This window comes from Pseudomonas sp. FW215-R2 (assembly GCF_058789255.1).
In genome coordinates this window covers 36819-61206 of the sequence record NZ_JBYTBO010000011.1, presented here as the reverse complement: position 1 = coordinate 61206, position 24388 = coordinate 36819, and the positions used below count along the sequence as shown (strand labels likewise).

General features: G+C 60.2%; 19 protein-coding genes, 6 tRNA genes and 1 pseudogene. 17 read left to right on the top strand and 9 right to left on the bottom strand.

Annotation, left to right across the window (positions count from 1 at the left end; all coding sequences use genetic code 11):
• Nucleotides 1-6: 6 nt before the first annotated feature.
• Nucleotides 7-1011, bottom strand: a complete 1005-nt coding sequence (locus AC3WRD_RS16745) for an NADP-dependent oxidoreductase (RefSeq protein WP_102620990.1) — start codon at nucleotides 1009-1011, stop codon at nucleotides 7-9.
• 225 nt (nucleotides 1012-1236) lie between these two features.
• Between AC3WRD_RS16745 and AC3WRD_RS16740 the strand changes: the two genes are divergently transcribed.
• The 4 genes and pseudogenes from AC3WRD_RS16740 to AC3WRD_RS16725 all read left to right on the top strand — a co-directional run bounded on the left by AC3WRD_RS16740 (nucleotide 1237) and on the right by AC3WRD_RS16725 (nucleotide 5662).
• Nucleotides 1237-1998 carry an SDR family oxidoreductase gene (locus tag AC3WRD_RS16740; protein ID WP_102620989.1) on the top strand — a complete coding sequence of 254 codons (762 nt, stop codon included), beginning with the start codon at nucleotides 1237-1239 and terminating at the stop codon, nucleotides 1996-1998.
• 193 nt (nucleotides 1999-2191) lie between these two features.
• Nucleotides 2192-3592, top strand: a complete 1401-nt coding sequence (locus AC3WRD_RS16735; protein ID WP_096817975.1) for an aminotransferase-like domain-containing protein — start codon at nucleotides 2192-2194, stop codon at nucleotides 3590-3592.
• Nucleotides 3593-3700: 108 nt separating this feature from the next.
• Nucleotides 3701-4801, top strand: a pseudogene (locus AC3WRD_RS16730) (HAMP domain-containing protein); the annotation flags it as partial.
• The gene (locus AC3WRD_RS16725) at nucleotides 4781-5662 is read left to right on the top strand and encodes a methyl-accepting chemotaxis protein (protein ID WP_371858316.1); all 882 of its coding nucleotides are present in this window, start codon (nucleotides 4781-4783) and stop codon (nucleotides 5660-5662) included. The pseudogene AC3WRD_RS16730 and the gene AC3WRD_RS16725, both read left to right, overlap by 21 nt.
• Before the next feature lie 687 nt (nucleotides 5663-6349).
• Here the strand turns inward: AC3WRD_RS16725 and AC3WRD_RS16720 are convergent.
• Complete coding sequence (locus tag AC3WRD_RS16720) at nucleotides 6350-7108, bottom strand: hypothetical protein (RefSeq protein ID WP_065261849.1); 759 nt, start codon at nucleotides 7106-7108, stop codon at nucleotides 6350-6352.
• 387 nt (nucleotides 7109-7495) lie between these two features.
• On the opposite strand from AC3WRD_RS16720, the gene AC3WRD_RS16715 reads away from it, so the two are divergent.
• The 7 genes from AC3WRD_RS16715 to AC3WRD_RS16685 all read left to right on the top strand — a co-directional run bounded on the left by AC3WRD_RS16715 (nucleotide 7496) and on the right by AC3WRD_RS16685 (nucleotide 9733).
• Nucleotides 7496-7571 (top strand) — tRNA-Glu (locus tag AC3WRD_RS16715).
• A gap of 2 nt (nucleotides 7572-7573) precedes the next feature.
• Nucleotides 7574-7649 (top strand) — tRNA-Gly (locus AC3WRD_RS16710).
• A 104-nt stretch (nucleotides 7650-7753) separates the two neighbouring features.
• Nucleotides 7754-7829 (top strand) — tRNA-Glu (locus AC3WRD_RS16705).
• A gap of 2 nt (nucleotides 7830-7831) precedes the next feature.
• Nucleotides 7832-7907, top strand: a tRNA-Gly gene (locus AC3WRD_RS16700).
• Between the two features lie 104 nt (nucleotides 7908-8011).
• Nucleotides 8012-8087 (top strand) — tRNA-Glu (locus AC3WRD_RS16695).
• A gap of 2 nt (nucleotides 8088-8089) precedes the next feature.
• Nucleotides 8090-8165: transfer RNA gene (locus tag AC3WRD_RS16690), tRNA-Gly, on the top strand.
• 206 nt (nucleotides 8166-8371) lie between these two features.
• On the top strand, nucleotides 8372-9733 hold the full coding sequence (locus AC3WRD_RS16685) for an MATE family efflux transporter (protein WP_102622549.1): 1362 nt from the start codon (nucleotides 8372-8374) through the stop codon (nucleotides 9731-9733).
• Between the two features lie 63 nt (nucleotides 9734-9796).
• Here the strand turns inward: AC3WRD_RS16685 and AC3WRD_RS16680 are convergent, their stop codons facing one another.
• From AC3WRD_RS16680 to AC3WRD_RS16665, 4 genes are all read right to left on the bottom strand, one after another.
• Nucleotides 9797-11536, bottom strand: coding sequence for a dipeptidase (locus AC3WRD_RS16680; RefSeq protein WP_102622518.1), 1740 nt, complete (start codon nucleotides 11534-11536; stop codon nucleotides 9797-9799).
• Between the two features lie 195 nt (nucleotides 11537-11731).
• A complete protein-coding gene (locus tag AC3WRD_RS16675; RefSeq protein WP_102622519.1) occupies nucleotides 11732-12370 on the bottom strand; it encodes a LysE family translocator in 639 nt (212 codons plus the stop codon).
• A 1-nt stretch (nucleotide 12371) separates the two neighbouring features.
• Nucleotides 12372-13142: a 2OG-Fe(II) oxygenase gene (locus AC3WRD_RS16670; protein ID WP_102622520.1), complete on the bottom strand. Its 771-nt coding sequence runs from the start codon at nucleotides 13140-13142 to the stop codon at nucleotides 12372-12374.
• Nucleotides 13143-13232: 90 nt separating this feature from the next.
• The gene (locus tag AC3WRD_RS16665) at nucleotides 13233-13859 is read right to left on the bottom strand and encodes an alanyl-tRNA editing protein (protein ID WP_102622521.1); all 627 of its coding nucleotides are present in this window, start codon (nucleotides 13857-13859) and stop codon (nucleotides 13233-13235) included.
• 90 nt (nucleotides 13860-13949) lie between these two features.
• Here AC3WRD_RS16665 and AC3WRD_RS16660 point away from each other — a divergent pair, with 90 nt between their 5' ends.
• Nucleotides 13950-14945, top strand: a complete 996-nt coding sequence (locus tag AC3WRD_RS16660; protein WP_102622522.1) for a LysR family transcriptional regulator — start codon at nucleotides 13950-13952, stop codon at nucleotides 14943-14945.
• 59 nt (nucleotides 14946-15004) lie between these two features.
• Here the strand turns inward: AC3WRD_RS16660 and AC3WRD_RS16655 are convergent, their stop codons facing one another.
• Nucleotides 15005-15412 (bottom strand): PA2817 family protein, encoded by a 408-nt coding sequence (locus tag AC3WRD_RS16655; protein ID WP_007950758.1) that lies wholly within the window; start codon nucleotides 15410-15412, stop codon nucleotides 15005-15007.
• A gap of 74 nt (nucleotides 15413-15486) precedes the next feature.
• On the bottom strand, nucleotides 15487-17934 hold the full coding sequence (locus AC3WRD_RS16650) for an acyl-CoA dehydrogenase (RefSeq protein ID WP_102622523.1): 2448 nt from the start codon (nucleotides 17932-17934) through the stop codon (nucleotides 15487-15489).
• A gap of 247 nt (nucleotides 17935-18181) precedes the next feature.
• On the opposite strand from AC3WRD_RS16650, the gene AC3WRD_RS16645 reads away from it, so the two are divergent.
• From AC3WRD_RS16645 to AC3WRD_RS16630, 4 genes are all read left to right on the top strand, one after another.
• Complete coding sequence (locus AC3WRD_RS16645) at nucleotides 18182-18841, top strand: transglutaminase-like domain-containing protein (RefSeq protein WP_102622524.1); 660 nt, start codon at nucleotides 18182-18184, stop codon at nucleotides 18839-18841.
• Between the two features lie 43 nt (nucleotides 18842-18884).
• A complete protein-coding gene (locus tag AC3WRD_RS16640) occupies nucleotides 18885-19508 on the top strand; it encodes a glutathione S-transferase family protein (protein WP_102622525.1) in 624 nt (207 codons plus the stop codon).
• A 131-nt stretch (nucleotides 19509-19639) separates the two neighbouring features.
• Entirely contained in the window at nucleotides 19640-20572 is a 933-nt protein-coding gene (locus AC3WRD_RS16635; protein ID WP_085612257.1) for an ABC transporter ATP-binding protein, read from the top strand.
• Complete coding sequence (locus AC3WRD_RS16630; protein WP_102622526.1) at nucleotides 20569-21348, top strand: ABC transporter permease; 780 nt, start codon at nucleotides 20569-20571, stop codon at nucleotides 21346-21348. Before AC3WRD_RS16635 ends, AC3WRD_RS16630 begins: the two co-directional genes overlap by 4 nt.
• A 55-nt stretch (nucleotides 21349-21403) precedes the next feature.
• On the opposite strand, the gene AC3WRD_RS16625 is transcribed toward AC3WRD_RS16630, so the two are convergent.
• Nucleotides 21404-21922: a DUF2062 domain-containing protein gene (locus AC3WRD_RS16625; protein WP_096820943.1), complete on the bottom strand. Its 519-nt coding sequence runs from the start codon at nucleotides 21920-21922 to the stop codon at nucleotides 21404-21406.
• Between the two features lie 154 nt (nucleotides 21923-22076).
• On the opposite strand from AC3WRD_RS16625, the gene AC3WRD_RS16620 reads away from it, so the two are divergent.
• Complete coding sequence (locus AC3WRD_RS16620; protein ID WP_102622527.1) at nucleotides 22077-24320, top strand: DNA internalization-related competence protein ComEC/Rec2; 2244 nt, start codon at nucleotides 22077-22079, stop codon at nucleotides 24318-24320.
• Nucleotides 24321-24388: the final 68 nt, after the last annotated feature.

The following is a 24388-nucleotide window of genomic DNA, read 5'->3' as shown; positions in this document are numbered from 1 at the left end:
TTGTTTTCAGACCTTCAACACCAGCTTGCCGAAGTTCTCGCCGCTGAACAGTTTGCCCAGAGTCTCCGGGAATGTTTCCAGACCTTCGACAATGTCTTCCTTGCTCTTGAGCTGACCCTTGGCCATCCAGCCGGCCATTTCCTGGGCGGCAGTGGCGTACTGCGCGGCGTAATCCATCACCACGAAGCCTTCCATCCGCGCGCGGTTGACCAGCAGCGACAGGTAGTTGGCCGGGCCTTTGACTGCTTCCTTGTTGTTGTACTGGCTGATGGCACCGCAGATCACTACGCGCGCCTTGACGTTCAGACGGCTCAGCACGGCGTCGAGGATGTCGCCGCCGACGTTGTCGAAATACACGTCCACGCCTTTCGGGCATTCGCGTTTAAGGCCGGCCAACACGTCTTCGTTCTTGTAGTCGATGGCGCCGTCGAAGCCGAGTTCGTCGATCAGGAACTTGCATTTGTCGGCGCCGCCAGCGATGCCGACCACCCGGCAACCTTTGATCTTGGCGATCTGCCCGGCAATGCTGCCGACCGCACCCGCTGCCCCGGACAACACCACGGTGTCGCCGGCCTTCGGTGCGCCGACATCGAGCAGGGCGAAGTAGGCGGTCATGCCGGTCATGCCCAATGCGGATAGATAAACCGGCAGCGGTGCCAGTTTCGGATCGACCTTGTAGAAACCTCTTGGCTCGCCAAGGAAATAATCCTGCACGCCAATGGCACCGTTGACGTAGTCGCCGACCGCAAACCCCGGGTTGTTCGACGCGATGACTTTGCCTACACCCAGCGCGCGCATGACTTCACCCAGACCCACCGGCGGGATGTAGGACTTGCCCTCGTTCATCCAGCCGCGCATGGCCGGGTCGAGGGACAGGTATTCGTTCTTGACCAGGATCTGTCCCGCCGTCGGTTCACCCACCGGTACTTGCTGATACGTGAAGGTCTCGCGGGTGGCGGCGCCCACCGGGCGTTTGGCGAGCAGGAACTGACGATTGGTCTGGTTAGTCATGACAGGCACTCAACGGGATGAAGCCTTGTTGATAGACCCTCCTTGGTGATGCCGCAAGGTTGGCTGACGAGGCGAATGCAGGTCGATCAAACAGGGTGATAGTGGCTGTCACCGTTTTATCACTGCGATTCATGGGCGGTTAAACGGCCTTCTGATAGTGCTGCCGCTGTCGGGGTGGCTGTGGCTATGCTGCCCTCATCAATCCCCGCATTCGAGGACATAACAATGAGCATGACGTTTTCCGGTCAGGTCGCCGTCGTCACGGGCGCCGCCAACGGTATTGGCCGCGCGACCGCCCAGGCGTTCGCCGCTGAAGGTCTGAAAGTGGTGGTGGCCGACCTGGATGCCACCGGGGGCGAGGGGACGGTGGCGCTGATTCGTACCGCTGGTGGTGAAGCGACTTTCGTGCGGTGCAACGTTACCGTCGAAAGCGAAGTGAAAAATCTGATGGACGAGGTGATCAAGACCTACGGCCGTCTCGACTACGCCTTCAACAACGCCGGGATCGAAATCGAGAAAGGCAAACTGGCCGAAGGCTCGATGGATGAATTCGACGCAATCATGGGCGTCAACGTCAAAGGCGTCTGGCTGTGCATGAAGTACCAGTTGCCGTTGCTGCTGGCTCAGGGCGGCGGGGCGATCGTCAACACCGCGTCGGTGGCCGGGCTGGGCGCCGCGCCGAAGATGAGTATCTACGCCGCCTCCAAGCACGCGGTGATCGGCCTGACCAAGTCGGCCGCCATCGAGTACGCCAAGAAGAAAATCCGCGTCAACGCCGTTTGCCCGGCGGTGATCGACACCGATATGTTCCGTCGCGCCTATGAGGCCGACCCGAAGAAAGGCGAATTCGCCAACGCCATGCACCCGGTGGGTCGCATCGGCAAGGTCGAGGAAATTGCCAGCGCCGTGCTGTACCTGTGCAGCGATGGTGCAGCGTTCACCACCGGCCATTCGCTGGCCGTGGACGGTGGCGTGACCGCGTTCTGAAACGCGTCCATTGATGCAGGAAAAGACCCGCCCGCCGGCGGGTTTTTTTTCGTCTGCCGTCAGTTACATGTCGTTGATAAACAATGTGTATCAAATAGTTAGAACGGTGGCTTTTGACGGCGTTGTCGCACAGCCTGACCGGCGCGGCTGTGATTTACTGCCGCGGGCAAAACGGACAGGAGTTTGGGTACTCATGGAATTGAGAATTGACCGACAGGCAATGGTGCCGGTTGTGCAGCAGATTGTTGATGGATTGATCGAATGGGTCGTGCAGGGAGAGGTGCCGCCAGCCACGCGCCTGCCTTCCGTGCGACAAATCGCGCGGTTGAACCTGCTCAGCCAGTCGAGCGTCATGGAAGCTTGCGAGCGTCTGGTGGCGCAGGGTGTCCTGGCCTCGCGGCAAGGCTCGGGGTTCATGGTCGCGGCCACATTGCCGAAGTGTTGCAAGGCCTTCGACAGTCCTGCGTTCGAGGGTGAGCGTCACGGCTGTGATACGGATCCGGAATGGCAAAGAGGGCTGAAACTGGGCGACGGCGTTTTGCCGCAGAGCTGGCGAGAGCCCGATGATCTCAGCTACGCGATCCGTCAGGTGGCCCGCACCGACATGACCAGCCTGTTCAACTACAACACGCCCCTCGGGCTCCCCGCGCTGCGCGAGCAAATCGTCAAACGACTCGGGTTGCTCGATATCAAGGCTGACGACGAACGGGTGCTGACCACTGCCGGCGCCAGCCACGGGCTGGATCTGATCGTGCGTACCCTGTTCCGGGCCGGTGACTGTGTGGTGGTGGAAACACCGGGTTATGCGCCGCTGTTCGACCTCCTGCGGCTGCACGGTGTGCGCATGCTGGAGGTTCGCCGTACGCCTGGCGGGCCGGACCTTGAGGCGCTTGAGGCGTTGTTGCAGCAGTTCCGGCCGGCGGCGCTGTTCATCAACAGTCATCACCACAACCCCACGGGGAGCTGTCTGGCGCCGGCCGTGGCGCGGGGTATTCTGCAATTGAGCAAAACCTACGACCTGCGGCTGATCGAAGACGACGTCTACGCCGATCTGCACAATGGCAGCGGCACGCGTCTGGCGGCACTGGATGAAGACGGGCGGGTGATTTACGTCGGCAGTTTTTCCAAGACGCTGAGCAGCTCGTTACGGGCAGGTTTCGTAATGGCCAGTGTTGAGGTGATCGAGCAACTGGCGCGGGTCAAAATGATCAGTTGCATGGGCACTTCAAGGTTCAGCGAGGCGGTTCTGGCGGCGCTGCTGGCCAGTGGCGCCTATCGCAAACTGGTGCAGCGCCAGCGTCAGCGGCTCAATACCGATCGGGCAGCAGCCTTGCAGGCGCTGGAGGATGCCGATTGGGAAGTGTTCGGCAAACCCACTGGCGGGCTGTTCATCTGGGCCCGTTCGCCCCTGGCGAATGACGAGCACCTGCGCAGGCAGGCCTTGCGTCATGGTGTGCAACTGTCCTGCGCGACATCATTCAGCCCCAGTGGCGAAGCCAGTGACTGGCAGAGGATCAATGTGGCCTACGCTTGTGATCCGAGGGCGCGGCAGTTCTTTCGCAGTACAGCCGTGGATCGACCTCAAGTGTTCTGAAAACGACGCACACCTAGCTTTTTGCCATTATTCCGACGCCAGAGTCTTGTGCTGGTTCATGGCCGTTGCGACTCTTCGGCAACAGACTTTGGCAGGGGACTACGCGCAATGATTTCGGCCGTGCAAGGACGTTTTGCCAACCTCGGTATGGCAAAAAAACTGGGTATCGGGTTTGTGCTGGTTTTGCTCTTGACCGCGCTGGTGGCGGCCATTGGCGTCTGGTCCCTGCAAACCATCAGTCAGCGCTTCGACGGGCTCAAGAAGATGTCCTCGCTCAACAGCGGCCTGCTCAAGGTGCGTCTGCTGGAACAGGACTACGCCTTGCACGGCAATCCGAAAACCGCCGATGCCTTGCACGAGGGCGTGGATGGTCTGATCGCCATGGCCGATCAGCTCAAGGCTCTGTCGCCGGGCAATGAGTCGGTCATGAACGACGTCCAGCAGTCGCTGGGCGCTTACCGTAAAGCCTTCGATGAGTTCGTTTCGCTGACCCAGGCCAAGGACCTGGCGCTGGAAATGGCCAGTTGGTCGGTGTCCAGCGTCGCCAACAACCTCGACGTCCTGCAGGCCGGGCTTGCCGATGACGGTGCCTATACGCTGAAAGACAGCGAGGGCAAGGATGGGGCCCAGTTCATCGAGCAGGCCAGTCAGGTCAGCCAGGTCTCGCGCCTGATGTTGCAGGCCATGAACGAAGCGCGGGTGCGGCTGGATCAGAGTCGCAAGGGCGACGACAGCGCCAAGGGCAACATCGAACAGGCCGCGCAGGCCCAGGCGCAAGCCGAACAACTGAAATCCACGGTCAAGGACGAAGGTTATCTGACGGTCCTCAACGAGGTCTCAGGCCACATCGCCGGTTTTAATGACAAGCTCGCCGAGTACACCGGGCTTCTGGCTCAGGAAAAAACCGTCTATGAGCAACTGCATCAGCGTGCCGCCCAGGTGGTGGAGCGGGTCGATCAGGCCTATGTCGCCCAGGACGTCGCGATGCAGGGTGAGTTGAAGAAGAACTCGGTGCTGATTATCGGCTCGTCGGCGCTGGCGCTGCTGGTCGGTCTGATTGCGGCGTGGGTGATCACCCGGTTGATCGTCGCCCCGTTGCGCAGTGTGATGCATGTCGCGCAGCGGATCGCCGCCGGTGACTTGAGTGCAACGGTAGAGGTGACCCGTCGTGACGAAATCGGCCAGTTGATGCAGTCCATGCAGCAGATGGGCGCGGGCCTCAGCACCATCGTCAGCGGGTTGCAGGCGGGTATTGAACAGTTGGCCAGTTCCGCGCAATCGCTGTCGGCGGTGACCGAGCAGACCAACCTTGAGGTCAGCAGCCAGAAAGAGGAAACCGAGCAGGTCGCCACGGCCATGAATCAGATGACCGCCACCGTTCACGACGTGGCGCGCAATGCCGAAGAAGCGGCGCTCGCAGCGCAGACTGCCGACGACAAGGTCGAGAGTGGCCAGCAGGTGGTGCGCCAGAGCATGGCGCGGATCGAGCAACTGGCGGATTCGGCGACGTCGGCCAGTTCGAGCATCGAAAGCCTGAGCGCAGAAATCCAGAACATCGGCACGGTGCTCGGAGTGATCAAGAGTGTTGCCGAACAGACCAACTTGCTGGCGCTCAACGCCGCGATTGAAGCGGCGCGGGCGGGCGAGCAGGGCAGGGGGTTTGCGGTGGTCGCCGATGAGGTACGGGCGCTGGCCCGGCGCACCCAGCAGTCGACCGAAGAGATCGAGCGGCTGGTCAGTGCCTTGCGCTCGGCGGCGCATTCGTCGGTGCAGCAGATTCAGAGCAGTGGCGAGCTGGTGAAGCTGGCGGTGAGTGATGCGTTGCAGACGGAAAGTGCGCTGGGGAGTATTGCGGCGGCGGTTTCGTTGATTCAGCAGATGAATCAGCAGATTGCGGCGGCGGCCGAGGAGCAGAGTTCGGTGGCCGAGGAGATCAATCGCAGTGTGACCAGTATTCGGGCGAGTGCGGATCAGTCGTCGATTGCGATGCGCGGGAATGCGGCTTCGAGTGTTGAGCTGGCGCAGTTGGGGAGTGAGCTCAAGGGGATGGTGGGGCACTTTCGGCTTTGATTTGGATTTGACCTTGGCGGCCTTTGGGCCGACCAGGTTGCTGGTTGTTTGGTGTGAATATCCGTTTCTTTGGGTGCTGCCGCTGGCGGTTTCGCCCTTACGGCGAGTCCCTTTTTCAAACGCCAAAAAGGAACCAAAAGGCTGGGCCCCGGCGTTCGGCCCCTCGCTGAGGCTCGGTGTTCCTTCGTTCCGGGATTCATCCGGGGGCATCGCCTACGGTTTGCTTCGCTGCACCTCCTCTCGATGCATGCGGCTTCGCCGCACGGCGCTACGCGCCCACCCCCGGATGAATCCCTCCACTCAGCCTGCCGAAGGGGCCGGCACGTCAAAAGCGGTACTCGAGCTAACGCTCATCGTGTTGAGTGGTGGGAAGCAAAAGCCAAAGCCAAAGCAGAAGCAAGAGTAAAAGCAGAAGAAGCAGAAGAAGCAGAAGAAGCAGAAGAAGCAGAAGAAGCAGAAGAAGCAGAAGAAGCAGAAGAAGCAGAAGGTGTAGCAGCAGGAGTCGAGTTGCATGCGTTTCAAAACCCGAGTTCGACTCGGTATTTCACGTCGGCGTATCTCTCCCAATCATCTCGGTCAGTCCCCTCTCCCTCCGGGAGAGGGTTAGGGTGAGGGCGCTTTTGATTTTGATCTTTGCCGCGCCCAATAAAAAAGCCACCTCTCGGTGGCTTCTCTCAACATCTGCACTCAGTCGTAAATCACTTTCTTCTTCCAGTCCGCATCAGCCTCGACATCCTTGAGGCCTGCAGTCAGTTGGTTTTCTTCGCCTTCGACCGGGGCAATCTTGTCCATGACCTGAGCGTTGGCGCGGGCCAGGAGTTTTTCCAGGTATTGGAGTTGTTCGGCGTAGATCTGCGGGTCCTGCTGTTTGCGCAGGTATTGCACGCCGCGTTCGAACGCGAGGCGGGCCTGGCCTGGCTGGTTTTGTTGCAGGGCGTGCTGGCCGAGGTTGTTGAAGAACTCGATGTGCAGCAGCACCAGGATATGGCGTACTTCGCGAATCCAGTGCTTGGCTTCGTTTGGTGGCAGGAAACCGTCCTGAGCGGCGCGGGTGATCTGGCCGTGCAGGGCTTCGAGCAGGAAGCGGACGTCCTTGGCCTTGGCTTCGGTCTGGATCGGGGCCGGCGGGTTGTTGACCGGGATCGATTCGCCCTGGGCGACAAGGGCGCTCAGTTCGGTGATGCGGGCCTTGGTCGTGGCGCTGGTCTTTTCCAGGTTCAGCAGGCGCTGGCAGACGTTCAGTTCCAGGCGGGTCATCAATAGCTTGAGGGCCGGGGTCATGAACTGGCCGGGGAAGGTTTCGGTCAGTTCGCCACAACGGCGCAGGCGGTCGTTGAGTTCGACCTTGGTGCGGGCCTTCTCCAGTTTGGTGTTTTCCACCACATGGTTCATGTAGCCAATGGCGATCAAGATTGCAATCCCGGCTATGACTAGCAGGGTGATCATGAGTGGTGTCACCGGTAAGACCTCTTTATAGGGTTCGCGTGCGAGTGTAGTGGCTTGGCATATAGGAGCCTAGCGCCGCTCGACGGGTTGGATCGGCTAAGCTCAATCTGTATCGGCCGCAGGGCTGCTTATATAAATGCTGGCCCTTGGGGTGCAGATTGCCATCACCTGTGCCGTGGACTATAGCGCCTTGGCGAGTGGCGGAATATAGGCGTCAATCGTCGGGCGACGGAAAAGTCCGAATCGGCTCGTAAAGCAGGGCGAAGTCATTGATTTAAATAAATTTATATCAGGGGGTTGACGACCTTCCAATCCATCCATAGAATGCGCGCCACTTGCAGCGTAAAGCACACAGCGATACGAAGCAGGGAGTGAATGTTGTAGTGTGTCCCCTTCGTCTAGTGGCCTAGGACACCGCCCTTTCACGGCGGTAACAGGGGTTCGAGTCCCCTAGGGGACGCCAAAGCGGGAATAGCTCAGTTGGTAGAGCACGACCTTGCCAAGGTCGGGGTCGCGAGTTCGAGTCTCGTTTCCCGCTCCAATTTTAAACGGTATTGCTTTCGGGCGGTGCCGAGTGAAACCAGAACCAAGTCTTCGGATACGGATCTGGACACCGAAACACACACCATGTGTTCCGGGTAGCGTGTCCCCTTCGTCTAGTGGCCTAGGACACCGCCCTTTCACGGCGGTAACAGGGGTTCGAGTCCCCTAGGGGACGCCAAAGCGGGAATAGCTCAGTTGGTAGAGCACGACCTTGCCAAGGTCGGGGTCGCGAGTTCGAGTCTCGTTTCCCGCTCCAATTTTAAACGGTATTGCTTTCGGGCGGTGCCGAGTGAAACCAGAACCAAGTCTTCGGATACGGATCTGGACACCGAAACACACACCATGTGTTCCGGGTAGCGTGTCCCCTTCGTCTAGTGGCCTAGGACACCGCCCTTTCACGGCGGTAACAGGGGTTCGAGTCCCCTAGGGGACGCCATTGCGGGAATAGCTCAGTTGGTAGAGCACGACCTTGCCAAGGTCGGGGTCGCGAGTTCGAGTCTCGTTTCCCGCTCCATATTCAACAAAAACGCCGCTCAGTGATGAGCGGCGTTTTTGTATGCGCGTTTTTTGTGTTTGGCGTTCTCTGTTACAAGATTCCTACAGCGAATCCGTGATTCACAGAAGCGTCTGACAGCCAGCCCACGACTGATTCTGAGATAACGACCAACCTGTCGGCCTTGCGGCCGGATCGTCTTGGTTGATTTCGAGGATCTCACCTTCATGTCACGAACCATCACATCTCCTGGTGCCCTGCACGAGATACGTGCAACCGCACTGCTGTCGCTCCCGTTGGTCATCGGGCACCTGTGCGCCGGGCTGATCGCTTTCGTGGACAACCTCATCGCGGGCAATCATGGCACCGAGACTCTTGCAGCCGTCACGCTCGGCACTGCGCTGTTATGGCTGCCGATGCTGGTGCCGATCGGGACATTGATTGCGCTGACCGCTTCAGTTGCCCGTTTACACGGCGCGGAGCGAACAGGCGAGATCGGCCCGATCTTTCGCCAGGCCATGTGGTTGGCACTGTTCATGGGAGGGCTGATGTTCGGCTTTCTCAGTCTTGCGCCTCTTCTGCTCGCGCCCGCCGGGATTGCACCGGACATCATTCCCGGTGCACAGGCCTTTCTGCAGGCTGTGCGTTGGGGAAGTCCGGCGCTGACCCTGTTTTTCTGCATGCGCTATCTGTGCGAAGGGATGCACTGGATGCGTCCGACCATGGTCTTCGGTTTCGGCGGTCTCCTGTTGCTGGCACCGTTGGGCTATGTGCTGACCAATGGCAAGTTGGGTTTCGCAGAAAGGGGGGCTGAGGGACTGGGCATCGCTTCGGCCGTGATGATGTGGTTGCAGGCGCTGCTGTTCGCTGTGTACCTCTGGCGTGGCAAGCGTCTGGCGCATTTGCAACTGTTTGCCCGTTTTGATCCGCCGCGTCTTGCCGGCATCGTTGATTTGTTGAAGGTCGGGCTGCCGATCGGCATCGCAATCCTGACCCAGGGCAGTCTTTTCATTGTCACCTCGTTGTTGATCGGCCGGCTCGGTTCGACTTTCCTGGCGGCGCATCAGATCGCGGTGAATCTGGCGCAGTTGTGTTTCATGGTCCCGGTGGCCGTGGCGGAGGCCACCACCGTTCGGGTTGGCCATGCGCTGGGGCGCGGGGACCTCAAGGGTGTCCGGCAGGCTGCATGGGCGGGCTGTGTCATCGTCCTGATCACGCAAAGCGCGTCGGTGTTGGTCATGCTGCTGGGCAATGAAGCGATCGCAGGCTGGTATAGCGCGGATGTTGCTGTCACCGCACTCGCGTCGACGCTTCTGCTGTATGCCGCCGCTTTGCAGTTTCCCGATGGATTGCAGATGTTGTGCGCCGGCGCATTGCGAGGCCTGCAAGACACCCGTGTCCCCATGTGGCTGGCGATTTTCTGTTACTGGGGTGTCGGTTTGCCGCTGGGTTGTCTGATGGCATTTGGATTGGGCTTGGGGCCGCAAGGTATCTGGATGGGGCTGATCACCGCGTTGACGCTGGCGATGGTTTTGATGGGGTGGCGTTTTATTCGATGCAGCAGGGTGGAGAGGTCAGTCGTTGACTGAAATGAAAAGGCCCGTCGGTGAAAACCGACGGGCCTTTAATTTATCGAGGCAGTGAACAGCTGATCACAGCTTCGGCAGTTGCCCGATCCGTCCCATCATTTCGGTAACGATCTGCAGGTCCAGCAGGAACTGGTCAACCGTCTTGAACTCGCCGTCGGTGTGACCGGTGTACTTGACCTCAGGTCGAGCCAGGCCAAATTGCACGCCGTTAGGCAGTTCATGCACCGAGGTGGCGCCGGCAGAGGTGCCGAATTCGTGTTTCATGCCCAGGTTTTCGGTGGACACGGCCAGCAGCGCCTTGACCCACTCGCCCTCTGGATTGCGGTACATCGGCTCGGCGATCGAGTAATCGAAGTTGACCGCGACGTGGGTCTTCTTGCTCCAGGCCGCCAGTTTGTCGGCGATTTCGGACTTGAGCACTTCCGGCGACTTGCCCTTCGGCACGCGCAGGTTGACCGCGAGTTTGAAGGTTTTGTCGTCCATCCCGACATAGGTCAGCGAGGTGGTCAGCGGGCCCATGAAGTCATCGGCGAAACCGACACCCAACTTGCCACCCTTGTAGTCCAGGCCCCAGTTGTCGGCGGCGTAGCGGGCGGCGTCGGTGATGTGGTTGTGTTTGAGCGCGATTTTGCCATCCACACTGTGGATGAAGTCCAGCATGCGGGCGACCGGGTTGACGCCGGATTCCGGTTCGGAAGAGTGCGCGGAAACGCCGGTAACGCTGAGTTTCACGTCTTTGCCATCGACCTTGGCATTCACTTCGAAATCGCCGCCATGTTGTTTGGCGTATTCGTTACCGGCCTTTTGCAGGCTGGCGGCCAGTTCGGCAGGCTTATCGCTCAGTAGCGTGACGAGCGAAACCGATGGAATCTGGTTGGTCGCCATACCGCCGGTCATAGAGATGATTTCCGCGCCTTTGCCCTCGGCCTTGCGCTTGGCAAATTTGGCCATGACCGTGCCGTAGCCTTTCTCGGCGATCACCACCGGGTAGCCGCCATCCAGCGCCAGGTTGTACTCCGGCGTCGGGTTGCGCTCGAAGTAGTAAGGAATCGCGTCGCCGGTGGTTTCTTCGGTGGTGTCCACCAGCAATTTGAAGTTGCGTGCCAGCGGCAGCTTTTCTTCCTTGATGACCTTCATGGCATACAGTGTCACCACGATGCCGTTCTTGTCGTCTTCGGTGCCGCGGCCGTACATGCGGTCACCGATCAGTGTGACTTTGAACGGGTCGAGTTTAGTGCCGTCCTTCAGCACCCAGTTTTCCGGAGTCACTGGGACCACGTCGGCGTGAGCATGAATGCCCACGACTTCCTTGCCGCTGCCGTCGAGGGAGATCTCGTAGACGCGGTTGTCGACGTTTCGGTAGTTCAGGCCAAAGGATTCGGCCAGGCTCTTGATCTTGGCGGCAATCTTGATGAATTCAGGGTTCTCGTGCTGGGCAACACCTTCCTTGCGATCGGTCGGGATCTCGACCAGTTCGCGCAGGGTTTCGAGAGCGGCCTTGCCGTATTTTGCCCGAGTGTAGAGGCCGAGCAGGCGATAGATTTCGTTTTGCTGCTCAGCGGTCAGTGTCTTGTTGTCGAGAAACGCGCTGATGGACGGGCGCAGGTCGTCGGTCTTGCTCAGGTCGCTCTTGGCCAGCTCGCCGAGGAACTGGCGGAAGTCACTGACCTTTGCATCGCTGAATGTCTTGAGGATGGTCGCGCTTTGCTGCGGTGTGATGTTGGCGTGTGCGGGCAGTGTCACGGACGAAAGGCTGGCCAGAATCAGGGTCGACGCGGCCAGTTGCTTGAGTGAAAAGTCCATTGCTAAGGGCATTCCTTTGCAGGCAGTGAGTAGGAAGTGTCTGATCGATGCGTCAGACGGTTTCGCAAACTAACACCACAAGCAAGCGATAGGGGAGCCCCCGAAGTGGGACGCGTCGCACAGAAATGCAAAAGCGGCGCAGAATCGAAAAAGCCCGTCCAATCTGTCTGGGCCGGGCTTCTCCGATCAGTGTGCTTACATCGACAACACCAGTCGCCCGGCAAACAAGATCAGAATCACCCCCATGCTGCGCTCGAACCAGTGCCCCATGCGCATGAACAGCACGCGCACTTTGCTGCTTGAAAAGAACAGCGCAACGATCACAAACCACAACGCATTCACGCTGCACATCCACAGTCCGTACAGGGCCTGGATTTCCAGCGGCGTGCTGGCGCTGATGATCGTGGTGAAGATCGCCAGGAAAAACAGCGTGGCCTTGGGATTGGTGGCGTTGGTCAGGAAACCGGTGGAAAACGCCTTGAACAACGATTGCTCGACCAGCGGTTCGTCGCTGGTCTTTTCGCCTTCCAGTGTTGTCTTGGGTTTGCTGCGGATCAGGCTGATACCGAGGTAAAAGATGTAAGCGCCGCCCACGACCTTGGCCACCGTCAGCAGCCAGGGCGTGGTGTGCATCAAGGCGCCGACGCCCAGCAGGGTGTACAGCACGTGTACGGAAATCCCCGCGCCGATGCCCAGTGCCGTGCAGATGCCGACCAGTCGACCGAATCGCACACTCTGGCGAATGGTCACGGCGAAGTCCGGGCCGGGAGCGACTACGGCGAGAAAGTGGATGGTGGCCAGCGCCAGAAACTCGCCCAGGTAATTCGATGTCATTTCAGCTCCAGAAAGTCAGGGGTGAAGCATTGCCGCGATAGCCGACAAAAAACGAAAGGCTCAAGCGCGGATCTGCCACGCCCGGCGTCACCGAGTGCATGCGACGCGAATTGAACATGATGAAATCCCCCGGATCCGGGCGTACTTCGAGGGCTGGCGGGCCGAGCAGCGCCGGGTCGATGCCGTAGCTGTCGCCGCGCATTTCGTCGAACCGGTCCGGTGAAATGTCGTCTTCCCACATCTGCAATGCGCCGCCTTCGGTCGGCATGTTCAGGTAGACGTTGCAGGCGAATTGCGCCTCCAGGCTGTGAGCCTGGAAGCTCTCCGGCGCGTCCTTGGCGAAGATGTCGTGGTGGGCCAGGAAGCAGACGCCGGGTTTGACCACCCGTGACAGACCGACATACATCTTGCGTCCGTACAGGTTCTCCAGATGGGCGCCTGCCGGCCAGGATTCGTCGAGCATGCAGCGCAGGGTGTCGATCGGCGAGGAGTAGGGCGCGCAGCGGTTACGCAGTTCGGCAATGTTGCTGGTGGCGCGTTCGAAGTAATCCTCGATCAGCAACGGCTGGTTTTCCGCCTCGTAGAACGCCATGCCGATGCGGCCGATGCTGGGGGCGTTGATGTAACCCTCGAAGCCGGGGGCGAGGATCTTGTCGCCAATCCGGATCGCCTGGTCTTCAGGCAAAAAGCCTTTGACGCGGATGGCGAGGACTTCTTCGTTGGCCAGTTTTTTTATGCACGTCTCATCGAGACGCTCGACGTCAAGCATCATGGTTTCAGGTCCATCTAACGAGTAGTCAACGGAACCAGCGAACGCGGTTCCCCCGGCGACGGACGCTGCGCCTGGCAGCGTCCGAAATCCTCAATCCACGTTGTAGTGGACGGACAACGTGCCCTTCTTCTGCGAAAGGGACGCGATCGTGACTGTGCCCAGATCCTTCAGGCTGCGTACATGGGTGCCGCCACAGCCGTAGGCCGGCAGTTCACCGAAGCCGATTTCCCGCGCACCTTCGCGCAGGGACGTCAGGCGGGGCAGATCGTGTTCGATCCATTGCCCGATGCCGTATTGAACGGTTTGCGCATCGACTTCCTGAGCCGAATCCCCGGGCTTGAATTGCACCCGGCCTTCGTCCGGCCAGTGGTGTGCCTTGATCGGCATCCAGCCCATGGCCTGGACAAAGTGGCCGATCAAATGCCCGGCAGAGTGCATGCGGGTGTTGAAGCGACGGCGGTCTTCATCGATACGAATCTGGGTCATGCCGAGCGGGACGGGCTGATCGACGAAATGGATGATTCGATCCGGCTCCTGCACGACGCGCAGGACCTGACTGTCGCCGATCCAGCCGGTATCGCAAGGCTGTCCGCCACCTTGCGGGTGAAACAGAGTGGCGCGCAGCACCACGGCGAACTCGTTCTCGTGGGGCGTGCAGTCGAGGACTTCCACATTAGCCTTGAGGTCATCACTATGGAAAAAGAGGCGAAGCGTCATATTCCATGCCCTTATTAAAGTTTCTTTTTTAATTATATGAATCGTGCAATAACGTGATAATCCGTTCAAACATCAAAGGACTGTTGCGCTGTGAGCATAAATCTCCCTCTGCCGCTGCTCGGTGAAATGGCGATTTTCGTCAAGGTCGTGGAGACCGGCAGCTTCTCCGAAGCCGCGCGCCAACTGGGTTCGTCGCCCTCGGCGGTCAGCCGCAGTATTTCCCGGCTGGAGAAGGCTTTGGCCACGCGGCTGCTGCAACGCACCACGCGCAAATTGCGCTTGAGCGATGGCGGGGAAGAGGTATTCAAGCGCTGTCAGGAGATGGTCAGCGCGGCCCGGTCAGTGATGGAGATCAGCGGCCAGTTCACCCACGAAGCCGAGGGACTGGTGCGGGTCAGCGTGCCGAAAGCGGTCGGGCGCTTCGTAATTCATCCGCATATGCCGGAGTTTCTGCGCCGCTATCCGAAGGTTGATGTGGAGTTGCTGCTGGAAGATCGGCAGGTAGATTTGATCGACGATCATGTCGACCTGGCGATTCGCATCACGGAGCGGCCGCCGGCGGGGTTGGTTGGGCGGCAGTTGTTGACTATCGACCATTTGCTCTGCGCCACACCGCAGTATCTGGCCGAACATGGCACACCGACTCATCCCCACGACTTGCTCAATCACAGCTGCATCTACCTGGGCGAAACCCCGAGCGATGCGCGCTGGAAATTCAAGAAAGGCAGCAAAGCGGTGACGGTCGGCGTTCGAGGGCGGTATGCCGCCAATCACACGGGCGTGCGTCTGGGCGCGGTGTTGCAGCACATCGGTATTGGCAGCCTGCCGTATTTCACCGCGCGCTATGCCCTGGAACAAGGTTTGATTGTGCAGGTCCTGCCGGACTGGACATTCCTGGCGTCCTACCACGGTGGACTATGGTTGTTGCACTCGCCGACGCGCTATCTGCCGCCGAAGCTGCGGGTGTTCATCGACTATCTGGTGGAGTGCCTGGAGAAAGAACCGACATTGAGCAAACCCGGAAAAGCCGGCGGTTCAAAAGCCTTGGCCGAGTACGAATTGCCCGAGAGTGAAGGGCTGCTTTAATCGATCAAAAAAAGGCCCGCATGGATCACCATGCGGGCCTTTTCTTTACCGGGCGAAAATCAGTGCTTGCTGTCCTGGGCGGACATCGCCAGCAGTTGTTTTTCCTGATTCCAGTCGAACGGTTCGTCGTTCTGTTCAGCTTCGTAACGGCGCTCTTCCAGTGCCTGATACATGTCGATTTCTTCATCGGACAGGTAGTGCAGGCAGTCGCCAGCGAAGAACCACAGCAGATCCCGCGGGATCAGGTGGGCAATTTGCGGATAGCGGGTAATCACTTGAGTCAGGATGTCCTGGCCCAGGTATTGGCTTTCGATCGGCTCGATCGGCAGTGACGCCAGCAGTTCGTCGAAACGCTCCAGGAACAGGGCATGGCTTTCTTCGGGAACCTGATCGGCCTCACCTACGGCGACCAGGATACTGCGCAGGTGGTCGAGCAAAACCAGATGATCGGCAACGACGTTGGACACGAGATAAGTCCTCAAGAGCAAAACGGGCGCGGGAGTATAAAGCGCCTGCGCCCGTTTTTCACTGATTGAAGGGATCAGCGGACTTTCCCTTCCGCCAGCTTCAGCTCCTCCTTGTCGAAATCATCGACATCGATCACCTTGCGCCGCGCCGCTTCGGTATCACGCAGGGTCTGGGCTTCCACGGCTTGCAGCACTCCGGCCTCCAGTGCTGCATCGATGGCGTGTTCCCCTGCGACCGGTTTGACCTGACCGCTTTTGAGCGAGGTGTGCAGTTTCTTGTGCAGCGGTTGCGCAGCGTTCAGCTGATCGCAGGCATGTTGCAGTGCGCCGACCGCATCGTCCGCCGCTTGTGGGCGATAGCAGCCGGCAAGCAGTTCTTCCAGTGCCGGATCGCCCTTGGCCCGACCGATGACACCGGCCACTTCGGCACCGAGCTTGTCCGACGGGCCTTTGTGGCGACGACCGAACGGGAACACGATCACTCGCAACAGGCAGCCGAAGACCCGGTTCGGGAAGTTGGTCAGCAGTTCATCCAGCGCTTTTTCCGACTGGCCGAGGCTTTCCTCCATGGCCCATCTGAACAACGGTTCCATGTACGCCGGGGAATCGAGATCGTGATAACGCTTGAGCGCCGCCGAGGCGAGATACAGGTTGCTCAGCACATCGCCCAGGCGCGCCGACAGACGCTCACGGCGTTTCAGTTCGCCGCCCAGCAGCATCATGCTCAGGTCGGCGAGCATCGCAAACGCGGCAGCCTGACGGTTGAGCGCGCGGAAATAACCCTGGCTGAGCTTGTCTCCCGGTGCATGTTCGAAATGGCCGAAACCAAGATTCAACACCAGCGTGCTGGCGGCGTTGCTCACGGCAAATCCGATGTGCTTGAGCAGCAGGCCATCGAACTCCTTGAGGGCCTGATCCTTGTCTTCACGTCCGGCGAGAGCCATTTCCTTGAGCACGAATGGATGGCAGCGAATCGCGCCCTGGCCGAAGATCATCAGGTTGCGCGAAAGAATGTTGGCGCCTTCCACGGTGATGAAGATCGGCGCGCCGTTCCAGCTGCGACCCAGGTAGTTGTTCGGGCCCATGATGATCGCCTTGCCGCCATGCACGTCCATGGCGTGGCTGATGCACTCGCGACCGCGTTCGGTGAGGTGATACTTGAGAATCGCCGACAGCACCGAGGGCTTCTCGCCCAGATCCACCGCGTTGGCGGTGAGCATCCGCGCAGCGTCCATCATCCACGCGTTGCCGCCGATGCGCGCCATGGCTTCCTGAATGCCTTCGAACGCTGACAGCGGGACGTTGAACTGTTCGCGAATCTGCGCGTACTGCCCGGTCACCAGACTGGTGAACTTGGCCGCGCCAGTGCCCACTGCCGGCAAGGAAATCGAACGCCCGACCGACAGGCAGTTCATCAGCATCATCCAGCCCTTGCCGAGCATGTCCTGGCCGCCGATCAGGAAGTCCAGCGGGATGAACACGTCCTTGCCGGAGTTGGGGCCGTTCATGAAAGCAGCGCCCAATGGCAAGTGGCGACGGCCAATCTCAACGCCGGCGGTATCGGTCGGAATCAGCGCGAGGCTGATGCCCAGGTCTTCTTTATCGCCGAGCAGGTGATCCGGGTCATAGGCCTTGAAGGCCAGGCCGAGCAAGGTCGCGACCGGGCCGAGGGTGATGTAGCGTTTTTCCCAGTTCAGGCGCAGGCCGAGGGTTTCCTGGCCTTCCCACTGGCCTTTGCAGATGATCCCGGTGTCGGGCATCGCACCGGCATCGGAACCGGCGAGCGGGCCGGTCAGCGCGAAACACGGAATGTCGTCGCCCCGGGCCAGTCGTGGCAGGTAATGGTTGCGCTGTTCGTCGGTGCCGTAATGCAGCAGCAGTTCGGCCGGGCCGAGGGAGTTGGGCACCATCACGGTGGAGGCGAGGTCGCCGCTGCGGGTTGCCAGTTTCATCGCCACTTGAGAGTGGGCGTAGGCAGAGAAGCCTTTACCGCCGAATTCCTTGGGAATGATCAGGGCGAAGAAGCCGTGTTCCTTGATGTGGGTCCAGGCTTCGGGTGGAAGGTCCATCGACTGGCCGATCTGCCAGTCGGTGACCATCGCGCAGAGTTCTTCGGTCGGGCCGTCGATGAATGCCTGTTCCTCGTCGCTCAGTTGCGCTTTGGGATAGGACAGCAGTTTTTCCCAGTCCGGACGACCGCTGAACAGTTCACCGTCCCACCACACCGTGCCGGCATCGATCGCATCGCGCTCGGTCTGTGACATGGGCGGCAGGGTTTTCTGGAACCAGTTGAACAGCGGCGCGCTGAAGTGTTTGCGGCGCAGATCCGGCAACAGCAGCGGAGCCGCAACGGTGGCCAGTACGACCCAGAAGATCAGCAGCAACCAGCCTGGCGCGTGGCTGAAAATCCCCATCGCCAGCAGGTAAGCCGCGACGATGCCCAGTGCAGGCAGCGGGGCGATGCGTCGGTGGGCCAGATACGCCACGCCGACGATCAGAACCAGTATCCACAACAACAGCATATTCAATCCTCCGTGAACCAGGGCGAACGACCCTCCAGAGCTTAGACGGCATCTGCAAAACGGGGCGGTCAGAGCAAGCTGATCTGAATCGTGGGAATCCCTGGATGTCTTTTGTAGGTTCGGTGGGCAACACCCGTGGGAAATCGTTCGCTGACTCCGCGGCTTTGCGTCCATGTTTGGCCGAAACGTCGTTATCTCTGTGCTGATCCTCTCGCTAGACTCCGGGTTCACCCAGGAGAATGTCGTCATGCGCGAGTATCTGAGCCCCGGCCGCTTCATCGATAGTGACCACCCCTCGGTGGTGGAGTTCGCAGAACAGCACCGTGGTGCCAGCCGCGACCCGCGCGCGCAGGCGATCAGTCTTTATTACGCCGTGCGCGAGGCGGTGCGTTACAACATGTACACCTTCAGCCGCGACCCGCAGACCTTGCGCGGCAGCTACGCGCTGGCGGCGGGTGAAAGTTATTGCGTGCCCAAGGCCACGTTGCTCGCCGGTTGCGCGCGCCATTGCGGGATCCCCGCACGCATCGGTCTGGCGGATGTGAAAAATCATCTGTCGACGCCGCGTCTGCTTGAACTGCTGAGAAGCGAAGTGTTCGCCATGCATGGTTATACCGAGCTGTTTCTCAATGATCGCTGGGTGAAAGCCACACCCGCGTTCAACCAGAAGCTCTGCGAAATGTTCAACGTTGCGCCGCTGGAATTCGACGGCATAAACGACAGCGTTTTCCACCCGTATAACAGCGATGGCGCGCTGCTGATGGAGTACCTGGTCGATCACGGCCAGTTCGCCGATGTACCGGAATCTTTTTTCTTCGAACATCTGCAGAAATGTTATCCGCACCTGTTCAACGACCAGCAGACGCCACTGTCCAGTGACATGCACGGTAATGTCGGCAGCCGCTGATCCGGCGTATGCTGCTCGCCCACTCAATGGAAAAGAGGCGGTCATGCTGAAGATCTGGGGTCGCAAGAATTCGTCGAATGTCAGAAAACCGTTGTGGGCTGCCGAAGAACTCGGGCTGGCCTACGAGGCGATCGATGCCGGTGGCGCGTTCGGTGTGGTCGACACGCCTGAGTACCGGGCGATGAACCCGAACGGTCGAGTGCCGGTGATCGAAGACGACGGTTTCGTGTTGTGGGAATCCAACGCCATCGTTCGCTACCTGTTGGCCAGGCATGCGGCCAATACCTCGTGGTTTCCGGCAGATCTGCAAACCCGTGCTGTCGCCGACAAGTGGATGGACTGGACCACGTCCAGTTTCGCAGGCCCTTTCCGTACGGTGTTCTGGGGCGTTCTGCGCACCCCGGCGGACAAGCAGGACTGGCCGGCGATTCATGCCGCGATCAAGGAATGCGAAGGGTTGCTGGCGATGGCCGATCAGGCCCTGAAAAACCAGCCTTACCTGTCCGGCGGTGAAATCGGCATGGGCGATATTCCGCTCGGCAGTTTCATTTATGCCTGGTTCGAGATGCCGATCGAGCGTGCGCCGATGCCTCATCTGGAGGCCTGGTATGCGCGACTGAAGCAGCGTCCGGCGTATCAAAAAGCCGTCATGACCGCGTTGACTTAATACCTACTATCGACACACTTGACTGTACTTGTGCGGCGGCGGCAAGCACCATTGCGCTTGTGCGCCGCGGTTGTCTCCCTCGCCGCCCGCCGTCATTCAGTCCTTTTCTCTTCTTGGTGCGTAAATCCGATATGAGTTCCGCTCTGTCCATCCGGCAGCTAACCAAAACCTACGGCAACGGGTTCCAGGCCTTGAGTGGTATCGATCTGGACGTCGCCGAAGGTGACTTCTTTGCCTTGCTCGGCCCTAACGGCGCAGGCAAATCCACGACCATCGGCATTCTCTCGACCCTGGTGAACAAGACCAGCGGCACGGTGAATATCTTCGGTCACGACCTGGACAAGAACCCCGCGGCGCTCAAGCGCTCGATTGGCGTGGTGCCCCAGGAATTCAACTTCAACCAGTTCGAAAAGACGTTCGACATCGTCGTGACCCAGGCGGGTTACTACGGCATTCCGGCGAAGATCGCCAAGGAACGCGCCGAACAGTACCTGACCCAGCTTGGCCTTTGGGACAAGCGCGATGTGCCGTCGCGTTCGTTGTCCGGCGGCATGAAGCGGCGCTTGATGATCGCCCGCGCATTGGTGCATGAGCCGCGCCTGCTGATCCTCGACGAACCGACAGCCGGGGTGGATATCGAGTTGCGTCGTTCGATGTGGACCTTCCTCACCGAGCTGAACCAGAAAGGCATCACCATCATCCTCACCACGCATTACCTGGAAGAGGCTGAGCAGTTGTGCCGCAACATCGGCATCATCGACCACGGCACCATCGTCGAGAACACCAGCATGCGTCAGTTGCTCGGGCAACTGCATGTGGAAACCTTCCTGCTCGATCTGAAGAGCGATCTGGCGGTTGCGCCGCAACTGGTCGGCTATCCGGCCCGTCTGGTGGACGCGCATACACTGGAAGTCCAGGTCGACAAGTCCATGGGCATCACTGCGCTGTTCGGTCAACTGGCCCTGCAGAACATCGAAGTGCTGAGCCTGCGCAATAAAACCAATCGCCTCGAGGAGCTGTTCGTGTCCCTGGTGGAGAAAAATCTGTCGAAGGTGGCGGTATGAGTTCCGAGCTGCGCCCCAATCTCGTCGCCCTCAACACCATCGTTTACCGCGAGGTCAAACGCTTCACCCGGATCTGGCCGCAGACTCTGCTGCCGCCGGCGATCACCATGGTTCTGTACTTCGTGATCTTCGGCAACCTGATCGGCAAGCAGATTGGCGCCATGGGTGGATTCACCTACATGGAGTACATCGTGCCGGGGCTGATCATGATGTCGGTGATCACCAACTCCTACGGCAACGTGGTGTCGAGTTTCTTCGGCAGCAAGTTCCAGCGCTCCATCGAAGAACTGATGGTGTCGCCGGTGTCGCCGCACACGATTCTGATCGGCTACACCCTTGGCGGCGTGCTGCGCGGCCTGATGGTGGGGGTTATCGTGACGATCCTGTCGATGTTCTTCACCAGCCTGCAGGTGCATCACCTGGGCGTCACCGTTCTGGTGGTGGTGCTGACGGCGACGATCTTCTCGCTGCTGGGCTTCATCAACGCCGTGTTCGCACGTAACTTCGATGACATCTCGATCATCCCGACCTTCGTGCTGACCCCGCTGACTTACCTCGGTGGCGTGTTCTACTCGATCACCTTGCTGCCGCCGTTCTGGCAGACCGTGTCGCTGGCCAACCCGGTGCTGCACATGGTCAATGCCTTCCGTTACGGCATCCTGGGCGTTTCGGACATTCGCATCGGTATCGCGATCACCTTCATGCTGGTCGCCACTGTGGTGCTGTATGTCGGTTGCGCACGGTTGCTGGTAAGCGGACGCGGCATGCGTACCTGATTCACCCGGTGTCGCAATAAAAAAACGGCCTCCCACATTGGAGGCCGTTTTGCATTCACGATTGGCGACTTTTCTTGCGCCGCGCCCATTGCCGGGCCACCCACCAGCGCCAGTACATCATCACCACGCAGTAGGCGAGGGCGCCCAGCGCCAGCCCGACCACCACCGAGCCCAGCAGGAAGGGTTGCCACAGGGTCGAGAGTTCTCCGCTGATCCATTCCCAGGTCAATTCGTCGGGGAGAGTGCGGGCGGGAACATCCATCAACCAGGCACCCGCCTGATAGGTGCAGAAGAACACGGCTGGCATGGTGATCGGGTTGGTCAGCCAGACCAGGCTGACGGCAATCGGCATGTTGCCGCGCACCGTGATGGCCAGTGCCGCCGCCACCAGCATCTGCGCGGGAATCGGCAGAAACGCCGCGAACAAGCCAACGGCCATGGCTCGGGCCACCGAGTGACGATTGAGGTGCCAGAGGTTCGGGTCATGCAGCAACGTGCCGAGAAAGCGTAAGGATTTGTGTTCCCTGATGCTCGTCGGATCGGGCATGTAACGTTTGAATAAGCGCCGGGGCATAAGGCTTCTCGGTCGGTTAAGGCGGCAAGTATGTCTGGATTCTACGAACCGCCCATTCAGACTTTGTGACAATTGATAACGACGACTGTGACCAACACCCGCTATGCCTTGTGAGGGGAGACTTTTCTGGAAAGTCGCAATCAAGGACGAGCGTATGCGCACAGGGATGATGGCGCTGGCGGTCGGTCTGCTGGTTCCGGTTTTTTTACCGGCGTTGCCGCCGGTCGGGTGGATGGTTTTGCTGCCGGTCGTGGCGCTGATGCTGCTGCCGTTTCGCAGCTATCCGCTGGCTTTTTTGCTGTTTGGATTCACGTGGTCGTGCATCGGTGCGCAGTGGGCGCTGGATGATCGACTGCCATCGAAGCTTGACGGCGAGACGCGCTGGGTCGAAGGGCGGGTAGTCGGCCTGCCACAGAATGGTGATGGAGTGGTGCGCTTCGAACTGGCCGATGCCCGTTCGAGACACGAGAAACTGCCGTCGCTGATGCGCCTCGCCTGGTACGACGGGCCATCGGTCAACAGCGGTGAGCGCTGGCGGCTGGCGGTCAAACTCAAACGTCCCGGCGGATTGCTCAATCCCGATGCCTTCGATTACGAGGCGTGGCTGTTGGCGCAACGCATCGGCGCCACCGGCACGGTAAAGGACGGCAGTCGGCTGGCGGCGGCGCATTGGGCCTGGCGGGACAGCATTCGTCGGCGTCTGCTGGAAGTGGACACCCAGGGTCGAGGCGCAGCGCTGGCGGCGTTGGTGCTGGGTGATGGCTCGGGACTCAGTCGCGAGGACTGGCAGATTCTGCAGGACACCGGCACCGTGCACCTGCTGGTGATTTCCGGGCAGCACATCGGTCTGTTGGCGGCGGTGATGTATGGGCTGGTCGCCGGGCTGGCGCGATTCGGTGTGTGGCCATTGCGTTGGCCATGGCTGCCGTGGGCGTGCGGTCTGGCGTTCGCGGCAGCGTTGGGTTACGGGCTGTTGGCCGGGTTCGATGTGCCGGTGCGACGGGCCTGCGTGATGGTTGCGCTGGTGTTGCTGTGGCGATTGCGATTTCGCCATCTCGGTGCCTGGTGGCCGTTGTTGCTGGCCTTCAATGGGGTGTTGTTGATGGACCCGCTGGCCAGTCTGCGTCCGGGATTGTGGTTGTCCTTCGCGGCGGTGGCGGTGCTGATTTTCACCTTCGGCGGTCGACTGGGACCCTGGCGCTGGTGGCAGACCTGGACGCGAGCGCAATGGCTGATCGCTATCGGCCTGTGCCCGGTGTTGCTGACCCTGGGCTTGCCGATCAGCCTCAGCGGGCCATTGGCCAATCTGCTGGCGGTGCCGTGGATCAGTTTTGCGGTGCTGCCGCCGGCATTGCTGGGCACTTTGTTGTTGCCGATTCCCTATGTCGGCGAAGGGCTGTTGTGGCTGGCCGGCGGGCTGGTTGATGGATTGTTCCGGGCGCTGGCCCTGATTGCCGGGCACTGGCCAGCGTGGGTTGCGGCATCGATGCCGGGTTGGGTACTGACGCTGGGCTGCCTCGGTGCCGTGCTGTTATTGCTGCCCCGAGGCGTTCCGTTGCGCCCCTTGGGTTGGCCGTTACTGCTGGTGCTGGCATTACCGCCCCGGGAGCGGCTGGCCGAAGGCCTGGCGGAAGTCTGGCAGCTCGACGTCGGCCAGGGTCTGGCGATTCTGATCCGCACCCGTCACCACACATTGCTGTACGACAGCGGCCCGCGTTTCGGCGATTTTGACGTCGGTGAACGGGTGGTGCTGCCGGCCTTGCACAAGCTGGGCGTGGAGCGGCTCGACCTGATGCTGCTCAGCCATGCCGACGCCGACCATGCCGGTGGGGCGTTGGCGGTGGCAAGAGGATTACCGGTCGGCCGGGTGATCAGCGGCGATCCGCCGGGCCTGCCCGAAGCGCTGAATGCTGAGTCTTGTGACAGCGGTCGGCAATGGCAGTGGGACGGCGTCGCCTTTCATCTGTGGCAGTGGGCCGACGCCCATGACAGCAACCAGCGTTCCTGCGTCCTGCAGATCGAAGCCAACGGCGAGCGGTTGCTGCTGACCGGCGATATCGACACCGCTGCCGAACGGGATTTGCTCAACAGCGCACTGGCGGTTCCGACCCGGTGGTTGCAAGCCCCGCACCATGGCAGTCGCAGCTCCTCATCAATGGCGTTGCTCAAGGTTTTGCAGCCTCGGGACGTGCTCATCTCCCGGGGGCAGGGCAACTCGTTCGGGCATCCGCATCCGACGGTCATCGCCCGTTACCGCAAGCTGGGCTTGCGCATCCATGATAGCGCCGAGCAGGGTGCCATTCATCTGCAACTGGGCAGATTCCAGCCGGCCCGGTCGATGCGTCAGCAGCGCCGCTTCTGGCGCGACCCGCCACTGCCGGGGGCGGCGTACCGTTGAGCACGGTCGTCGGGGCGACGGGTCTTTATCGCGAACCGGTATGGTAAAGTGGCGCACTTTTTCGAGGG